Raw genomic sequence first — 16,133 nt, forward strand, 5'->3', positions numbered from 1 at the left:
AAGTTCATATAATGGCAATAACTATACCATTCTCTTGCTATGAGTAGCAGCTATATTCCTTATTAGTATAGAGTGCGGTAAAAAACCAACTCATTAAATTTGTTTAAAATCAATTGGTTAGTTTTATTTTTTAACTTGGGAGTTAATAAAAATATCTACCCCTTTCATTCATACAGCCCATCAAGTAAAATTGCGCTTCTTTATTCTTAATTTCAGAGTAGCCCTACTACATGTCCTTGCTTGCTATTGGTATCAATCACAATACAGCGTCGGTTGAGTTGCGAGAGAAAATTGCATTTTCACCAGAGAAACTGTCTGAAGCATTAGCGGAGATAGGGCTAAGTGACACCATAAAAAGCGGTGTGATTGTATCGACATGCAACCGTACTGAAATTTATTGTGATATTCGAAAAGGGGTTCATAAAGGCCATGTTATTGATTGGCTTATGAGTTTCCATCAGGTTGATGCTGAAAAGTTGATGCCAAGTATTTATACCTATGAAGAACAAGCCGCGGTAAGGCATTTAATGCGGGTTGCCTGTGGGTTAGATTCTTTAGTGTTGGGTGAACCTCAAATACTAGGACAAGTCAAACAAGCTTATGCAGCCTCCACCGAACTAAACGCGGTAAATGGTATGACTGAAAAGTTATTCCATAAGGCTTTTTCGGTTGCAAAACGCGTTAGGACCGAAACGGCTATTGGTGGTAGTGCAGTATCAGTTGCTTATGCTGCTTGTATTTTAGCTAAGCAAATTTTTGAATCGATGAAAAATGTTACGGTGCTTTTAGTCGGTGCGGGAGAAACCATTGAATTGGTTGCTAAACATATTTCATCGACCCAATGTAAGAAGATTATTGTGGCTAACCGAACGATAGAGCGAGCAAAATTGTTAGCCGATCAATTTGGTGGTGAAACCATTACTTTATCTGAAATACCCGAACATTTACCTCAAGCGGATATCGTGATTAGCTCAACGGCGAGTCCACTTCCTATTATTGGTAAAGGGATGGTGGAAACTGCGTTGAAAAAACGTAAGCATCAACCGATGTTACTGGTTGATATTGCGGTACCTCGTGATATTGAATCACAGGTCGGTGATCTGGATGATGCTTATCTTTATAGCGTCGATGATCTACAAGGTATAGTGAATAAAAATATCGAACAACGTAAAGTAGAAGCGATTCAAGCTGAAGCGATCGTTTCAGAAGAAAGTGCAGCTTTTATGACGTGGTTACGTTCACTGCAAGCGGTCGACAGTATTCGAGATTACCGACAACATGCCAATGAGATCAAAGAAGATTTATTAGAGCGCAGCCTGAATGCTTTGTCTGCGGGTGGCGACCCTGAAAAGGTGTTGCGAGAATTAAGTAACAAACTCACAAATCGTTTAATCCATACCCCAACGCGCGCCATGCAAGTGGTTGCCGAGCAGGGCGAATCAGAAAAGCTTGCGATTATTCGTCAAAGCCTTGGCCTTGAAGAATGGTAGCTATGCTGAAGTTTCAGATGACCAATATCGATTAACACGCCTTCATTAATACTATACTCAAATTAAAGATAAAATTATGAACTCGTCAATTTTGACCAAATTAGAAACTCTTGTTGAACGTTATGAAGAAGTTCAGCATTTACTTGGCGATCCTGGTGTTATTGGGGATCAAAATAAATTTCGTGCCTTATCGAAAGAATACTCACAGCTTGAAGAAGTGACGAAATGTTTTCAAGCCTACCAACAAGCACAAGAAGACTTAGACGCTGCTGAAGAAATGGCGCAAGAAGACGATGCTGAAATGCGTGAAATGGCGCAAGATGAAATCAAAGAATCAAAAGCGGCAATCGAACGCCTTGAAGCTGAGCTACAAATCTTATTATTACCGAAAGATCCAAATGATGATCGTAACTGTTTCTTAGAAATTAGAGCGGGTGCCGGTGGTGATGAGGCGGGAATCTTCGCGGGTGATTTGTTCCGCATGTACAGCCGCTTTGCGGAAAAGAAAGGCTGGAAAATTGAAGTGATCAGCAGTAATGATGCTGAACATGGCGGTTATAAAGAAATGATCGCTAAAGTTAATGGCGATGGCGCCTATGGCGTATTGAAGTTTGAATCTGGTGGACATCGAGTACAACGTGTTCCCGCGACTGAATCGCAAGGTCGTGTTCATACTTCTGCGTGTACCGTTGCTGTTATGGCCGAGATTCCAGAAGCTGAGATCCCAGAAATTAAAGCGTCTGATTTGAAAATTGATACCTTCCGTTCATCCGGCGCTGGTGGTCAACATGTTAACACCACTGACTCAGCGATTCGGATCACTCACTTACCAACTGGTACCGTTGTTGAGTGTCAAGATGAACGTTCTCAGCATAAAAATAAAGCCAAAGCGATGGCGGTTCTTGCTGCTCGTATTATTAAAGCAGAAGAAGAAAAGCGTGCAGCAGCAGAGTCAGATACTCGTCGTAATTTATTAGGTTCTGGTGACCGCAGTGACCGTATTCGCACTTATAACTATCCACAGGGCCGCGTGTCTGATCACCGTATTAACTTAACAGTTTACCGTTTAAATGAAGTGATGGAAGGGGATTTGCAAAGCTTAATTGACCCTGTGATTCAAGAACATCAAGCCGATCAGCTTGCTGCTTTGTCAGAAAACCATTAATTGTTGAAACGTTATGATAAGCATTGAAGTGAACTTGCAAGCGGCTATTCAGGCTTTTATTAGCAGCGGTAGCCATAGCCCAGCCCTTGATGCTACGGTACTGATGTGCCATGTGTTAGATAAACCAAGAAGTTATTTGCTTACATGGCCAGAGCGTTTGATTGAGCCTAAGCAACAGTTACAGTTTGATGCCTTGATAACCAAACGAGTGGCCGGTGAGCCGATTGCTTATCTTATCGGCGAGCGAGAGTTTTGGTCTTTACCACTAGAGGTATCAACCTCAACGTTGATACCACGAGCTGATACGGAACGTTTAGTCGAGCTAGCCATTGAGAAAGTATCCTTACTTGATGGTGATATTCTTGATTTGGGCACAGGAACGGGCGCTATTGCATTGGCGCTGGCTTCAGAGTTTCCTTCTCGTAAAGTACTAGGTGTGGACTTACAGCTAGAAGCTCAACAACTTGCGACTCGAAATGCGAAAAAATTGAATATTATTAATGCACACTTCGTACAAGGCAGTTGGTTTACACCAATAGAGGCTTCTAACCAGTTTGCTTGCATTGTGAGTAACCCTCCGTACATTGATAAAATGGATCCTCATTTAGAACAAGGTGATGTTCGTTTTGAGCCATTGACCGCATTAGTGGCTGAAGAAAAGGGCTTAGCTGATTTACGACATATTGCTGACCAATCGAGAAAGTTTTTAAAAAAAGAAGGTTGGTTATTGATGGAGCATGGGTTTGAGCAAGGTGAAGCCGTACGAGCTATTTTAGCCCAATACGGGTATCAGTTTATTAGTACTGAGCAAGATTATGGCCATAATGATCGAGTATCATTAGGCTGCTGGCAATGAAATAAAGCGTCTATGTAGAATAGATATTTCGATCTGCGTTATGCGATCTAAAACAATAAGAGAAAAGCAATGTTATATACCTCGATGAAGCACATACATTTACTCGCCATTGCGCTGAGTGTTTTATTTCTTACTGTTCGATATATTTTGATGATGATGGACTCACCATTATTACAAAAGAAATTTTTTAAAGTGACACCACATGTCGTTGATACCATATTACTCGCTTCAGGTATTTCTTTAATATTTATCACAGGATTTATTCCTTTTACCGCCGCCGGGGCTTGGCTAACTGAAAAAATCACTTGCGTACTTGTGTATATCGCACTGGGTTTTGTGGCTTTGAAACTTGGCAGAACTAAGTTAATTCGCAGTGTCGCTTTCTTTGGTGCCTTAGGTTGGTTGTATTGGGCTGCGCATCTTGCGATGACAAAAGTTCCAACCCTGTAATTGAATTCAATAAGTACTTTGGAAAATAATGAGTGATATAGAGTTTTTTGATCAAGATCTGGATGAATGCACCTTAATTGAAGGGGCGGTAGCTCTCATTTACCAAATTTTCCCAGAAACCGATAAACAATGGATTATGCTAACCTTAGATTCAATGTTTGATGAACTCGAACATTCGTTAGTTCATGAACAAAACGAAAAGCAGAAGTTTGAATCTTTCCTTCGTTATTTTTATCATGAGTGGAAGTTTCACGGTGATAGCGAAGAATTTTTTAACTCGGAAAATACGCGTATTGATTCGGTTTTAAAACGTCGTAAAGGCATACCCGTTAGTTTAGGTGCTTTGTTATTGTATTTTGGTGAGCGTTTAGGTTTCCCTATAGAGGGGGTGACTTTTCCAAGCCAATTTATAGTTAAAGTATGTTGGCATAATGAACCAGCGTTATACATCAACCCATTTAATGGGGAGTATGTCTCTAAATCTATTTTACGTGCTTGGTTAATTGGCCACGATGGACCATTAGCTAGATTAAAACCCAAAGATTTAGTGACTTCGGACAACCCAACCACATTAGGTCGTTGGTTAGCTGTTATTAAAAGTGCCTTGCTACGAGAAGACAATTTTACACAAGCACTAACCTGCACGGATATCGCATTAAGTTTTGTGCCAGATGATCCTTATGAAATCCGTGATAGAGGTTTTATTTATCAACAGCTAGATTGCCATCAAATGGCGGCTGATGATTTTCAGTACTTTATAGACAATTGCCCTGAAGACCCTTCATCTGAAATTTTAAAACTTCAGGTGAATGCTTTAAGTGGTAACCACGTAACTATTCACTAACGCTCAACTCGTGCGTTTATTGATTGACGGAGCAAACAATGCAATCAACAGCGATGCAACAAAAAACCGTTCAAGTAGGCGACATTCCTGTTGCAAACGATAAGCCTTTCACCCTTTTTGCTGGCATGAATGTGCTGGAGTCTCGTGATTTAGCCATGCAAATTTGTGAGCATTACGTGAAGGTGACTGAAAAGCTTGGGATCCCATACGTATTTAAAGCGTCGTTTGATAAAGCAAATCGTTCATCTATTCATTCATACCGTGGTCCTGGTATGGAAGAAGGTTTGAAAATATTTCAAGAATTGAAAGATACTTTCGGTGTGAAGATCATTACTGATATTCACACTGAAGCACAAGCGCAACCTGTTGCTGATGTGGTTGATGTGATTCAGCTTCCGGCTTTTCTTGCTCGTCAAACTGATCTTGTTGAAGCGATGGCAAAAACCGGTGCAGTGATCAATGTGAAAAAACCACAATTCATGAGCCCAAATCAAGTTGGTAACATCGTTGATAAGTTTGCAGAATGTGGCAATGACAAGATTATTTTATGTGAGCGTGGTGCTTGCATGGGATACGACAACCTAGTAGTTGATATGCTTGGTTTTGGTGTAATGAAAAAGTCGTCTAATGGCAGCCCAATTATTTTTGATGTAACTCATTCATTGCAAATGCGTGATCCTTCAGGGGCCGCTTCAGGAGGACGTCGAGAGCAAACTGTTGAGCTTGCAAAAGCAGGATTAGCGACAGGTATTGCGGGTTTATTTATTGAAGCACATCCAAACCCTGAACAAGCAAAATGTGATGGTCCTTCTGCTTTACCGTTAGATAAACTTGAGCCTTTCTTAAAGCAAATGAAAGCACTTGATGATCTAATTAAAGGTTTTGAGCATATCGATATTCGTTAATCTACATTGAGAATAACATCTCGGTATTGTAATCCAGCGATTTAGGTCGCTGGATTTTTTTATGCCTGTGCATTCCTTATGTGGGGTAGGTTGTTATGCAATAAATGATAATATGGTCACTTACCAGTTGTGACTCACTTTCTAAATCAGCACTTCAATGCTAATTTGGAATGAAAATACTCGATCAATATACAGGGAGAAGGTATGAGTTTACGTCCATTTCATTTAGCGATTCCAGTTTATGATGTTCCTCTTGCAAGAGCATTTTACCGTGATGTATTCCAATTAGAAGAAGGACGGTCATGTGATCAATGGGTCGATTTTAACTTTTTTGGGCATCAGTTGGTCATTCATGAGCACCCTAAAACCTCTTCTCAGCAACTTGCGAATACTAACGATGTGGATGGGCATAATGTTCCTGTTCCACACTTTGGCGTCGTGCTTGAGTGGGAACAATGGGAAGCCCTCGCCAGCCAATTAAAGCACGCTAATATTGAATTCGTGATTGAACCCTACGTCAGGTTTAAAGATCAAGTAGGGGAACAAGCTACGATGTTCTTTTTCGACCCTTGTGGAAATGCATTGGAATTTAAAGCATTCAAAGATTTAGGACAGCTATTTGCCAAATAAAAAGTGAACCTCCAATGTTGCTGTTATCATTTAGTAAACGAGATGGATTAACCATTCACTCACTTTTGTATTTTCTTCTTTTTTAGGTGTTCATAGATGAAATATTGGGTATTAAAAACTGCAACCATCGCCATCGCGGTGGCGTCAATCGTTGGCTGTTCATCACAAAGTGACAGTAATGCGAAAACCGAATGGCAAGCTAATAAACTGTATAAGTTAACCGTACTGCACACCAATGATAATCATGGTCGATTTTGGCATAACCAAGATGGTGAGTACGGCATGGCAGCGCGTAAAGCTTTAGTGGATAGTATCCGTCAACAAGTGAGTGCGGAAGGCGGGAGTGTATTACTGTTTTCTGGGGGAGATATTAACACCGGGGTTCCTGAATCCGATCTTCAAGATGCTGAACCTGATTTCAAGGGTATGAATAAAATTGGTTATGACGCCATGGCGGTTGGTAATCATGAATTTGATAACCCACTTTCAGTGTTAATGAAGCAGCGTGATTGGTCTAATTTCCCAATGTTGTCAGCTAATATTTATGATAAGAAAACAGGTAAGCGTTTATTTGAACCTTATAAAATTTTTGAAGAGCAAGGCATTAAAATTGCCGTGATCGGTTTAACAACCGAAGATACAGCTAAAATTGGTAACCCAGAGTACATAGGTGGTATTGAGTTTCGCGATCCAAAACTTGAAGCTAAGAAAGTGATCGCTGATTTGGAGATAAATGAGAAGCCTGATTTGATTTTTGCGGTGACTCATATGGGGCATTATGACAATGGTAATAGTGGCGTGAATGCACCGGGTGATGTGACGTTAGCCCGTTATTTACCTAAAGGTGAGTTGGATATGATCATAGGCGGTCATTCACAAGAGCCAGTCTGTATGAAATCAACTAATCATCGTGATAGCGACTATAAGCCTGGTGAAGTTTGCGTGCCTGATCAGCAAAATGGTACGTGGATCGTTCAAGCGCATGAATGGGGTAAATATGTGGGCCGCGCTGATTTTGAGTTCCAAAATGGACAATTAAACATGGTTAGCTATGGTTTGATTCCAGTCAATTTGAAAGAAAACGTAATAGTGAATGGTAAAAAAACTAAAATTTTTGTTCAAAAAGAAATTATACAAGATCAAGAATTAAAAGATTTTTTACAACCATATCAGGATAAAGGCCAAGAACAACTAAACGTTCAAATTTCTTATTCGAATAGCAAGCTTGAAGGTGACCGTAACGTGGTGCGCTATAAGCAGACGAACCTAGGCCGCTTGATTGGCATGTCACACATGGAGCGAGTTAATGCCGACTTTGCGGTAATGAATTCTGGTGGCGTGCGTGATTCTATTGCGGCAGGTGATATCACTTACAAAGATGTTCTTAAAGTGCAGCCATTTGGCAATATCGTCACCTATATGGATATGAAAGGTAGCGAACTGTTGGATTATCTCAATGTCGTGGCGACCAAGCCGGTTGATTCGGGTGCTTACGTGCAGTTTGCTGGAATATCAATGACAGTTGCCAAAGACAAAGTGAGCAATGTTGTCATTGGTGGCAAGCAGCTTGATCCAAATAAAGTTTATCGTTTCTCTATCCCAAGCTTTAATGCAGCCGGTGGTGATGGCTATCCAAAAATTGATGATAAGCCGGGCTTTGTGAATACAGGGTTTGTTGATGCCGAAGTATTAAAAGACTACCTAGAAAAACACAACCCAATCAATGCAGCCGATTACGAGCCGGATGGCGAAATTAAATACCTTAAGTAATCTGAATTATTGAACTGAAAGTCAGTTTATTTAAAAATATACTCAAGTGACTTAGGTATAAAACAGCGCTGAATCGAGCGCTGTTTTCGTTTCTAAAGGTAATCGTTTGTAAGGACAAATTATGACACCGGCAATTAATCTCGCTAAAAAGAAAAAAATCCCACATACGGTTCATCAATATAAACACGATCCTAATGCAGCAAGTTATGGGCTAGAGGCGGCAGAGGTACTTGGACAAAATCCAGCACAAGTATTTAAAACCTTATTATTTTGCCTCAATGGTGAAGCGAAGAATCTTGCGGTGGCGATCATTCCAGTTGAGAACAAGTTAAACCTCAAACAAGTAGCCAAAGCCGCTGGTGCTAAAAAAGCCGAAATGGCGGATCCAGATATTGCGCAAAAAGCCACAGGTTACGTTGTGGGAGGGATTAGTCCTCTAGGTCAAAAGAAAGCACTACCGACCTTTATTCATCAGTCTGCTTTAAATTTTGAAACTATTTGTGTGTCAGCCGGAAAACGAGGTTTAGAGATAGAACTTACACCACAAGATTTGGCCATATTAACAAAAGCGAATTTTGTAGGTTTGTGTCAATAGAATAATGTTCGGTATGGAGATAAAGGTTGTCAGTATTTATGGAGGCGCCTCCCGGAGTCGAACCGAGGTCCACGGATTTGCAATCCGCTGCATAGCCACTCTGCCAAGGCGCCATTTTATTTGGGGATGAATCTGAAGAAATTTTTGGATGGTGCCCCGGGCCGGACTTGAACCGGCACAGCGCGAACGCCGAGGGATTTTAAATCCCTTGTGTCTACCAATTCCACCACCAGGGCACAAGCAATCTACATTGCAAGGCACCTAACTGAACAGTTAGAACACCATCGTCTCAGTGAGGAGACGAAGCATACTTTATAGGATTGAGCCGAGAGGTAAACAGTTATTTTAAAAAACAGGTTTAAGTGCTTGCTTTTTCGGCTTTTTGCTTTGTTTGTGAACAAAAAATGCATTATTTATTTTTGGGTGTCCACTTTTTAATGCCGCTGCTATTTGAATGACTAAAACGAGAACCTTTAGTTTCGGGGGGCGTATGTGATGATGTTTTCGGTTTGTCTTGATTACGAGTACGGTTGCCACCAGTTTTACCTTGTTCATCACGGTTACCGCGCGCTTTGCGTTCAAACTCACCCTTACCACGGTACGTTTTAAATTGAGGTTGTTGTTCGCGTTGAAGTTCACGTTCTTTTTCTGCTTGCGCTTGTTGACGTGCATCATGAAGTTTAGCATCGGTTGCTTTTTCTATCACTCTGCCTTCAGCATCGATTTTAGAGGCTTCTTCTGTACCGACAGAACCTTCAATCATGCTGTGAATTTCACTGACTTCTGAATCCGTTAAATAACGCCACTTTCCATTTGGTAAACCATCAATTGTTATATTCATAATACGAACGCGGCGTAATTTATAGACATCGTAACCTAATGCTTCACACATACGACGTATTTGGCGGTTTAAACCTTGGGTTAACACCATGCGAAATGAAAAATCAGTTTCTTTGGTGACCTTACAGGGCAGAGTTGTCGTATCTAAAATATCGACCCCTGCACTCATTTTTGCAATAAATTCTTCAGTAATGAATTTATCTACACGAACGACATATTCTTTTTCGTGCGCATTACCCGCACGTAAGATTTTATTGACGATATCGCCATCGTTGGTTAAGAAAATCAAACCATCGGATGGTTTATCTAAACGGCCAATCGGGAATATACGTTTATGGTGGCCAATAAAGTCGACAATATTACCTTCAATATGACGCTCAGTCGTACAGGTAATACCCGTAGGTTTATTGAGAGCAATGTAAATGGGCTTTTCTTTACTGCGGATAGGTTTGTGATCAACCAAAACTTCATCACTAGGCATCACTTTAGTCCCCATTTCAGGTACTTGACCATTTATAGTGACACGGCCTTCTTCGATTAACTTATCGGCTGCACGACGTGAACAGAAGCCAGAATCGCTGATGAATTTATTTAAACGGATAGAAGAAGTTTGATTAGTCATATTGATCTCTTTTTGACGTTTCACAACGGAACTCTCAAGGTGAATGATAAATAAACTCACCTTGAGAAATGAAGGTGCAAGAGTTTAACAGATCGAGTTAAAAAGAGACAGATGAATACAAATATACCCAAGTGACTTCAAGATGCAGAATTCAGAGCTATCATCCAAGCCTTTAGGCCGGGATGATTGGTGAAGGAATGTAGGTACCTTTCAAACCAATCTGACACGGCATAAAGGTTTGGATGGCGCTCCCGAAGGGCAAGTTAAAACAAGCTTTATGCTGCGTTAAATGAAATAGAGATAGAATCACTATGATCATATTCAATTTACCTTGTCTAAAGCTTGTTTTATTCTTGCTGAAACTCGCATCTTGAAGTTACTTGGGTATAGTACTAGCTCATTCTTTTTTGATGTCGTTCTCGATTATCGAGCTTCATTTCCGCACTTTTTTTAATTAATACATACACTGCACCTGAACCGCCATGAAAAGGTTGTGCGCTATGAAAACACATCACATCAGTAATTTGTTCTAACCAAGCGGCGATGTAACTTTTCATTAGGGCTGGTGGAGTAGACAGTTCACCCTTGCCATGTATTATTAAAACACTTCGAGTGTCCAAGCGTTGAGCTTGGCGCAGAAAAGAAACCACGTCTTCACGAGCTTGTTTGAGCGTACGACGATGCAGATCTAGTTTGGCGGTAATCGGGTATTTACCTAAACGTAACTTTCGGAACACACCATCTTGTACACCGTCTTTTTTGTACTCAAGAATATCATTAGGTTTGAGCATTGGGGCGTTATCTAAAGATAAGTATTCTTCATTTTGCTCTGCAAGTGATACTGCAGCTTGACGACGAGCAAGGTGAGCTTCGGTTAGAGCCCGATCTTTTGGTTTTATCGCCGTATCTTGTTCTATTGGTTTTACATCCCCCATCATTTTTTGGAATAAATCTAAATCATCATCTTGCATAAGATTGTCCTCAAGGTAGACGTAATAGGCAAATTATAGCGATTTGCTTATAGATGTGAATTAACCTTGATTATTATTTAATCGCTTGAAAGTTATTTTTGAGTTTAATGATTTTTTTCGTGTAAATCCCTTGCGTATGCCAAATAAATCCGTAATATACGCAGCTCATTCAGCGATACATAGTTGATTGAAACTCGGTGAATAGCGCAGCTTGGTAGCGCATCTGGTTTGGGACCAGAGGGTCGGGGGTTCGAATCCCTCTTCACCGACCATATTAAGAAAAGCCACTCAATTGAGTGGCTTTTTTGCGTTTAGAGCTTAGTAAAAGGCTTTTTAGAATTTTATTACTCCCAGTTAGCTAATAATTTTGTTAAAAGCAGCTCCATTTCTTTTTGTTCTTGAATCTCTAAGCATGAGAATCTTTGATGGCGTGACTGCTTTATCTTATCCAAAATATTTTCAATATGTTGTAAACCTAATGGTGTTAATTGAACCAGTTTACTACGCTTATCTTTAAGATTATCTATTCGATGAATCAGAGCAAAATCTTCGACTCTTTTGAGAACTTTTGTTAATCCACCCGAGCTAAATAACATCGTTTGATAAAGCTGAGTAGGGCTTGAAATATAAGGTGTTCCTTGACGGTATAGACTGATTAGAATACTGAAATCGGCTTGTTGAAGGTTATACGGTTCTAAATAATGTTGTACATCCGCAGCTAAATGATCAGAGAGCCGATGAATGCGTAATATGATTTCTTCATAGGATAGTCGTTGTTTTTCCTTATCAGTTCCTAAGGATCCTAAGGAAAGTAATGTAGAGACAGGAATTTTGGTTGTCATGATGTTTTACCTTAAGAGGTGATTTGATCTATCTTGCTAGAAAGATAAATTAAGGTTACCATTTTGTTATAAAATTTCTAGAGGTGAATATGTCAAAATCTATTTCAGCGTCCTTGATAGTGCTGCTAGCAAGCGTGTTTGCGCTAAGCCCATTTTCAATTGATACCTACTTGCCAGCAATACCCACTATCGCTTCTGAACTCAATGTTGAGATCAATTGGGTCGCGATGACGGTCAGTTTATATGTCTTCGGTCTTGCGATTGGCCAGTTGTTGGGTGGTCAATTTTCAGATAAATACGGCCGTCGTATCGTAATGATGGTCGGGCTGGTAATTTTTGCCTTGGGTAGTGTAGCCATTTCATCTGCGCAGTCTATACAAGTACTGTGGGCGTGTCGTTTTATTCAATCAATTGGTGGTGGTATTGCTATCGTCTGTGTTCCTGCTTTAATTCGTGATAATGCGGAAGGGAGAGAAGCTGCACGTTTATTTTCATTGATTGCTTTAATCATGATGATCGCGCCATCGATTGCACCGTCTGTAGGCACGTTAATTTTAACTTTATTAAATTGGCACTTTATTTTTATCTTCTTAGGAATATTAGGTTTTACCTTAGCGGTTTATGCTTTTTTTTTGGTACCAAAACCGGTGCTGAAAACTTCCCAGAACACACCTAAACTAATGTCTTATTCTGAGGTGTTACGGCAAAGAACCGTGTTCGGATATTTATTAGCACTCGCGTTTGGTTTTAGCGTTATGCTGATTTTTTTGACGAACTCTCCATTTGTGTATATGGAATATTATGGTATATCAGAGAAAGTATTTTCCGTGCTTTTTTTGATGAATGTATTAGGGCTGATTGCCATTAATAGACTTAATAGTTATTTGTTGAAAAAACATGGCCCAGCAGTTTTGTTGGTTCGATTTATTCAAATGCAACTTTGTGGCGCGATCATTTTGTTATTGTCGGTTACGTTTTTTCCGCAACATATGTATGGCGTCGTTGCTGGGTTTATCATTATGGTGTCGGCGAACGCGGGGATTATGCCAAATACCAATGCGTGTTATTTACAATACTTTAAACAGAACTCAGGTAAAGCGGCGGGATTATTAGGTTCTATGCAATTTCTTACTGCTTCTATTGTGAGTGGGTTGGTGGCTTATTTTACTCAGGGTAACTTGTGGCCGGTTGCGATTGGGGTGGTGCTGGCGAGCGCAATTGCTTTATGGGGGGCTTGCGATGGTAAGAAAAGACTCAATGTGTAGTTACTCATTTTAAGTTTAAGTTTTGGGAAATGATTCCCTCAATTGATTAAAGTCAGTGAATAGTGGTTTCAGGTGAGACTGTTTTCCTTTCTTTGTTTTTAATGGTTTGGTTAAGTACCCAGACATTTATTTGTCATCATTTATGCCTATTCTATTGATTAACTTTTTTAGCTGACTATTCAGAGGAATAAATGAATCAGAAAATTATTGCTGTTGTGATGACGATTACGGGTCTTTTTACTTCACCATTATATGCAAATACTATTCGTGCAGGTGATGTTATTAACGTCAGCTTGGACGAACTTATCCCAACTCAGACTTCTGTTGGGTATGACCAAATCATGTATAAGCTCGGTCGTTATCAATTTGATCGGGAGAAAATGTTTGATGAGGTGTGCGAAGCGAATGGCCAAAAGGGTGTTGAAAATATATCTGTTAATGCGAGCCCTAATAATCCGTCCAGCTTTACTTGTCAGTTAACTGTAGGCAAGCGCAAACAAGATATGAAAACAGTGGTGATTGCGCCAGATGGTGACTATTACCTGACGGATGGTCATCATACGTTTAATGTTTTTTATGAAATGCCGGAAGGCAGTGCGGACTTTCATATCAACGTCGTTGTTGCGAAAGATTACCGTGACATCAAAGGAATGGATAAATTTTGGACGCAAATGAAAAACGATGGTAATACATGGTTATTTGATGTTAACAGTAACCCTATTCGTTATGACGAGCTTCCGACATCATTAGGCATCAAAAACTTTCATAACGATCTTTACCGCTCTCTTATGTATTTTACTCGTGGCGTGAGTTGGGATAAGCCAGACAAGCCAGTACCATTTTTGGAGTTTTATTGGTCTAAAGAAGTACGTAAAAAAATAGATGCCAGCACTTTCGATTTAAATTCTAAAGACGGTTACGCTAAAGCGGTTAAAACGGTGAGTGAATATATCTTAGCGGTCGATACGACTGACGTTGGGGGATCGAATTTATCCGCTAAGCAAATGGGGCAATTTAACGCCTACGATAAAAAAGCGTTTAAGAAATTGTTTAAAGGCGATGGCAAGATTGATTATCTGCTGCGTTATAAAGCCACGCTATCGGAAAAGCCTTCTCAGTAAAGACGGTCACACCTAAAGTAATCGGAGTTGCAGTTAGGCGGTAAATGAACATGGCCAATGAAATTGCGGCCTCAAGTTAGGCGTGTACAATTAGGTTAATCTTATCGAAGGTCTTGTGTTTTGATGCAAGACCCTTTTGCTTTTGTTTGCTACTATACGCTCACTTTTTTCTTCGATGACATCTTTATGCTTACTTCAAACTCTCACCTTACTCATTCTTATGTCGCTATTGGTTTAACCAATCCTAAAAGCCCTTCAAATGTAGGGGCAGTTATGCGCGCAGCTGGGTGTTATCGTGTGGATGCGGTTCGGTATACGGGAGTGCGTTATGAAAAAGCGGTAAAGTTTCATACGGACACTAAAAGTGCTGCTCGTCATATACCGCTAGATGGTGTGGATGAAATGCTCTCTGGTTTAGATGCTGATACTAAAATTGTGTGTGTGGAGTTGGCAGAGGGCGCGACACCATTACCTGCTTTTGTTCATCCTGAAAAAGCGATTTACGTATTTGGCCCAGAAGATGGCAGTATCGACCAAGCGGTGATATCAAAAGCGGATTCGGTTGTTTATGTTCCAACGGTTGGGTGCATGAATTTAGCCGCTACGGTTAACGTATTGCTGTATGACCGCTTAGCTAAATCATCTAATGTTGAACAAGGCGATGATCTTATTCGTCAAAGTCGAGACAACCGTAATCATTTGATTGTTTAGGAAAAAATAGCCTATTCCAGAGTGTTTAGATACTAGATTATTTAGAACCTAGACAGCATTGAGAATCAAGATCGCCTAGATCTTAGATTCGACAGTGGCTAGATTGGCTTTGAGTGATAAGTTCAATGTGATAACCGTCTTTTTCCAAGTGTTCAATTAGGCTATTTTCACCAATAAGATGTAGTGTGCCGACAGCGATGACATACTGGCCTTTTGGTGATAAAAACGTTGGGTCTTGTATCTTATCGCTCCAAATTTGATTGCGGCTATACAGCAAAGATTGGCTGGTGTCCTCGTCCCATCCCCCCAGTGATAGCAATTTCAGTAGCCCACTTTTATCGCCATCCTGCCAGCGTTGTATCATGCACTGGTAAAACCCTTTTTCTTCGTGCCAACTTTCAAGGGTATCAAGTAATAAGCTTTTTCCATCTTCGGGTAAATTTTGCAGCATGTTGAGTTGCTGAGTGATTGTTTCGAACGTGAGTAGTGGTAGCTTAAGAGCTTGGGCTTGATCGGCGAGAACCGAGTCCACACCAAGATTCGCGTCGTAACCTAAAGTTTGAAATGCTTGGTTTTCAATGCTAATCGCGGTGAGCCATGGCGGGAAGTGTAGCAAGGCGGTTGTGTCGAGTGTTAATTCTGTGGCGATATCCTCTAATTTTTTTCTTTGTTCTGAAGTGAGTATATTTACAGTTAGAGTAGCATGACTAAAATCGATCTTGGGTGGGGGGGCGTTGACATCCGCTTCTAATATTAGGCCATCACTTTGCTTCATGAATTGTTCTAATTGGCTTGGTAGGGGATACATACTTTTTTGTCCTAAATGTATCGTGCCAATTAACATTAATTGTTGGTTGTCTTTGATGGCTTTCCATACCATGGGTTCAGCGTGGAGAGTGGCGCTAAATAACGTGGTTGGAATGGCGAGGAAAGAGACAATCAGCTGCACCCAATTTTTCATGTTAAACCTTTTTATTGAAATAGATGGCATCTGCCGAGAGTGGCGTCACGTTCAATGAATGCCTATCCTACGAAGAAGAACAAGATAACTCAAGT

At 40.4% G+C, this 16,133-nt stretch carries 16 protein-coding genes and 3 tRNA genes; 13 read left to right on the top strand and 6 right to left on the bottom strand.

Annotated features, from left to right (window positions below; genetic code table 11):
- The first annotated feature begins 230 nt into the window (after window positions 1–230).
- The 9 genes from hemA to ybaK all read left to right on the top strand — a co-directional run bounded on the left by hemA (window position 231) and on the right by ybaK (window position 8,705).
- Entirely contained in the window at window positions 231–1,490 is a 1,260-nt protein-coding gene (gene hemA, locus VCASEI_RS03945) for a glutamyl-tRNA reductase (protein ID WP_086957933.1), read from the top strand.
- A gap of 76 nt (window positions 1,491–1,566) precedes the next feature.
- On the top strand, window positions 1,567–2,655 hold the full coding sequence (gene prfA / locus VCASEI_RS03950) for a peptide chain release factor 1 (RefSeq protein WP_089110447.1): 1,089 nt from the start codon (window positions 1,567–1,569) through the stop codon (window positions 2,653–2,655).
- Between the two features lie 13 nt (window positions 2,656–2,668).
- Window positions 2,669–3,511: a peptide chain release factor N(5)-glutamine methyltransferase gene (gene prmC, locus VCASEI_RS03955; protein ID WP_086957937.1), complete on the top strand. Its 843-nt coding sequence runs from the start codon at window positions 2,669–2,671 to the stop codon at window positions 3,509–3,511.
- Window positions 3,512–3,580: 69 nt separating this feature from the next.
- Window positions 3,581–3,961 carry a SirB2 family protein gene (locus VCASEI_RS03960; RefSeq protein ID WP_086957938.1) on the top strand — a complete coding sequence of 127 codons (381 nt, stop codon included), beginning with the start codon at window positions 3,581–3,583 and terminating at the stop codon, window positions 3,959–3,961.
- A gap of 28 nt (window positions 3,962–3,989) precedes the next feature.
- Window positions 3,990–4,805, top strand: a complete 816-nt coding sequence (locus tag VCASEI_RS03965) for a SirB1 family protein (protein WP_086957940.1) — start codon at window positions 3,990–3,992, stop codon at window positions 4,803–4,805.
- 53 nt (window positions 4,806–4,858) lie between these two features.
- On the top strand, window positions 4,859–5,710 hold the full coding sequence (kdsA, locus tag VCASEI_RS03970) for a 3-deoxy-8-phosphooctulonate synthase (RefSeq protein ID WP_086958074.1): 852 nt from the start codon (window positions 4,859–4,861) through the stop codon (window positions 5,708–5,710).
- Between the two features lie 204 nt (window positions 5,711–5,914).
- Complete coding sequence (locus tag VCASEI_RS03975; RefSeq protein WP_086957942.1) at window positions 5,915–6,340, top strand: VOC family protein; 426 nt, start codon at window positions 5,915–5,917, stop codon at window positions 6,338–6,340.
- Between the two features lie 96 nt (window positions 6,341–6,436).
- The gene (gene ushA / locus VCASEI_RS03980) at window positions 6,437–8,110 is read left to right on the top strand and encodes a bifunctional UDP-sugar hydrolase/5'-nucleotidase UshA (RefSeq protein ID WP_089110446.1); all 1,674 of its coding nucleotides are present in this window, start codon (window positions 6,437–6,439) and stop codon (window positions 8,108–8,110) included.
- A 121-nt stretch (window positions 8,111–8,231) separates the two neighbouring features.
- The gene (ybaK, locus tag VCASEI_RS03985) at window positions 8,232–8,705 is read left to right on the top strand and encodes a Cys-tRNA(Pro) deacylase (protein WP_089110445.1); all 474 of its coding nucleotides are present in this window, start codon (window positions 8,232–8,234) and stop codon (window positions 8,703–8,705) included.
- Between the two features lie 39 nt (window positions 8,706–8,744).
- On the opposite strand, the gene VCASEI_RS03990 is transcribed toward ybaK, so the two are convergent.
- From VCASEI_RS03990 to smrA, 4 genes are all read right to left on the bottom strand, one after another.
- Window positions 8,745–8,818: transfer RNA gene (locus VCASEI_RS03990), tRNA-Cys, on the bottom strand.
- A gap of 36 nt (window positions 8,819–8,854) precedes the next feature.
- A tRNA-Leu gene (locus VCASEI_RS03995) sits at window positions 8,855–8,941 on the bottom strand.
- 173 nt (window positions 8,942–9,114) lie between these two features.
- Entirely contained in the window at window positions 9,115–10,167 is a 1,053-nt protein-coding gene (gene rluF / locus VCASEI_RS04000; protein WP_086957947.1) for a 23S rRNA pseudouridine(2604) synthase RluF, read from the bottom strand.
- 392 nt (window positions 10,168–10,559) lie between these two features.
- Window positions 10,560–11,138, bottom strand: coding sequence for a DNA endonuclease SmrA (gene smrA, locus VCASEI_RS04005; protein WP_086957949.1), 579 nt, complete (start codon window positions 11,136–11,138; stop codon window positions 10,560–10,562).
- Between the two features lie 195 nt (window positions 11,139–11,333).
- On the opposite strand from smrA, the gene VCASEI_RS04010 reads away from it, so the two are divergent.
- Window positions 11,334–11,410, top strand: a tRNA-Pro gene (locus tag VCASEI_RS04010).
- A 72-nt stretch (window positions 11,411–11,482) separates the two neighbouring features.
- Here the strand turns inward: VCASEI_RS04010 and VCASEI_RS04015 are convergent.
- Complete coding sequence (locus VCASEI_RS04015) at window positions 11,483–11,980, bottom strand: MarR family winged helix-turn-helix transcriptional regulator (protein WP_089110444.1); 498 nt, start codon at window positions 11,978–11,980, stop codon at window positions 11,483–11,485.
- 89 nt (window positions 11,981–12,069) lie between these two features.
- Here VCASEI_RS04015 and VCASEI_RS04020 point away from each other — a divergent pair, with 89 nt between their 5' ends.
- The 3 genes from VCASEI_RS04020 to VCASEI_RS04030 all read left to right on the top strand — a co-directional run bounded on the left by VCASEI_RS04020 (window position 12,070) and on the right by VCASEI_RS04030 (window position 15,077).
- Window positions 12,070–13,245, top strand: coding sequence for a multidrug effflux MFS transporter (locus VCASEI_RS04020; RefSeq protein WP_089110443.1), 1,176 nt, complete (start codon window positions 12,070–12,072; stop codon window positions 13,243–13,245).
- 191 nt (window positions 13,246–13,436) lie between these two features.
- Complete coding sequence (locus tag VCASEI_RS04025) at window positions 13,437–14,366, top strand: ParB/Srx family N-terminal domain-containing protein (RefSeq protein WP_089110442.1); 930 nt, start codon at window positions 13,437–13,439, stop codon at window positions 14,364–14,366.
- A gap of 186 nt (window positions 14,367–14,552) precedes the next feature.
- Window positions 14,553–15,077: an RNA methyltransferase gene (locus VCASEI_RS04030; RefSeq protein WP_086958075.1), complete on the top strand. Its 525-nt coding sequence runs from the start codon at window positions 14,553–14,555 to the stop codon at window positions 15,075–15,077.
- Between the two features lie 82 nt (window positions 15,078–15,159).
- Here the strand turns inward: VCASEI_RS04030 and VCASEI_RS04035 are convergent, their stop codons facing one another.
- Window positions 15,160–16,038, bottom strand: coding sequence for a TraB/GumN family protein (locus VCASEI_RS04035; protein WP_162621016.1), 879 nt, complete (start codon window positions 16,036–16,038; stop codon window positions 15,160–15,162).
- Window positions 16,039–16,133 lie beyond the last annotated feature (95 nt).

The sequence above is a fragment of the Vibrio casei genome, assembly GCF_002218025.2.
GTDB classification, from domain to species: Bacteria; Pseudomonadota; Gammaproteobacteria; order Enterobacterales; family Vibrionaceae; genus Vibrio; species Vibrio casei.

Coding starts and splice junctions, on each gene's coding strand:
- VCASEI_RS04030 (WP_086958075.1), top strand. CDS start 14,553: ATGCTTACTTCAAACTCTCACCTTACTCATTCTTATGTCGCTATTGGT.
- rluF (WP_086957947.1), bottom strand. CDS start 10,167: ATGACTAATCAAACTTCTTCTATCCGTTTAAATAAATTCATCAGCGAT.
- VCASEI_RS03960 (WP_086957938.1), top strand. CDS start 3,581: ATGTTATATACCTCGATGAAGCACATACATTTACTCGCCATTGCGCTG.
- VCASEI_RS03975 (WP_086957942.1), top strand. CDS start 5,915: ATGAGTTTACGTCCATTTCATTTAGCGATTCCAGTTTATGATGTTCCT.
- ybaK (WP_089110445.1), top strand. CDS start 8,232: ATGACACCGGCAATTAATCTCGCTAAAAAGAAAAAAATCCCACATACG.
- kdsA (WP_086958074.1), top strand. CDS start 4,859: ATGCAACAAAAAACCGTTCAAGTAGGCGACATTCCTGTTGCAAACGAT.
- VCASEI_RS04025 (WP_089110442.1), top strand. CDS start 13,437: ATGAATCAGAAAATTATTGCTGTTGTGATGACGATTACGGGTCTTTTT.
- hemA (WP_086957933.1), top strand. CDS start 231: ATGTCCTTGCTTGCTATTGGTATCAATCACAATACAGCGTCGGTTGAG.
- VCASEI_RS04015 (WP_089110444.1), bottom strand. CDS start 11,980: ATGACAACCAAAATTCCTGTCTCTACATTACTTTCCTTAGGATCCTTA.
- VCASEI_RS04035 (WP_162621016.1), bottom strand. CDS start 16,038: ATGAAAAATTGGGTGCAGCTGATTGTCTCTTTCCTCGCCATTCCAACC.
- VCASEI_RS03965 (WP_086957940.1), top strand. CDS start 3,990: ATGAGTGATATAGAGTTTTTTGATCAAGATCTGGATGAATGCACCTTA.
- prfA (WP_089110447.1), top strand. CDS start 1,567: ATGAACTCGTCAATTTTGACCAAATTAGAAACTCTTGTTGAACGTTAT.
- smrA (WP_086957949.1), bottom strand. CDS start 11,138: ATGCAAGATGATGATTTAGATTTATTCCAAAAAATGATGGGGGATGTA.
- VCASEI_RS04020 (WP_089110443.1), top strand. CDS start 12,070: ATGTCAAAATCTATTTCAGCGTCCTTGATAGTGCTGCTAGCAAGCGTG.
- prmC (WP_086957937.1), top strand. CDS start 2,669: ATGATAAGCATTGAAGTGAACTTGCAAGCGGCTATTCAGGCTTTTATT.
- ushA (WP_089110446.1), top strand. CDS start 6,437: ATGAAATATTGGGTATTAAAAACTGCAACCATCGCCATCGCGGTGGCG.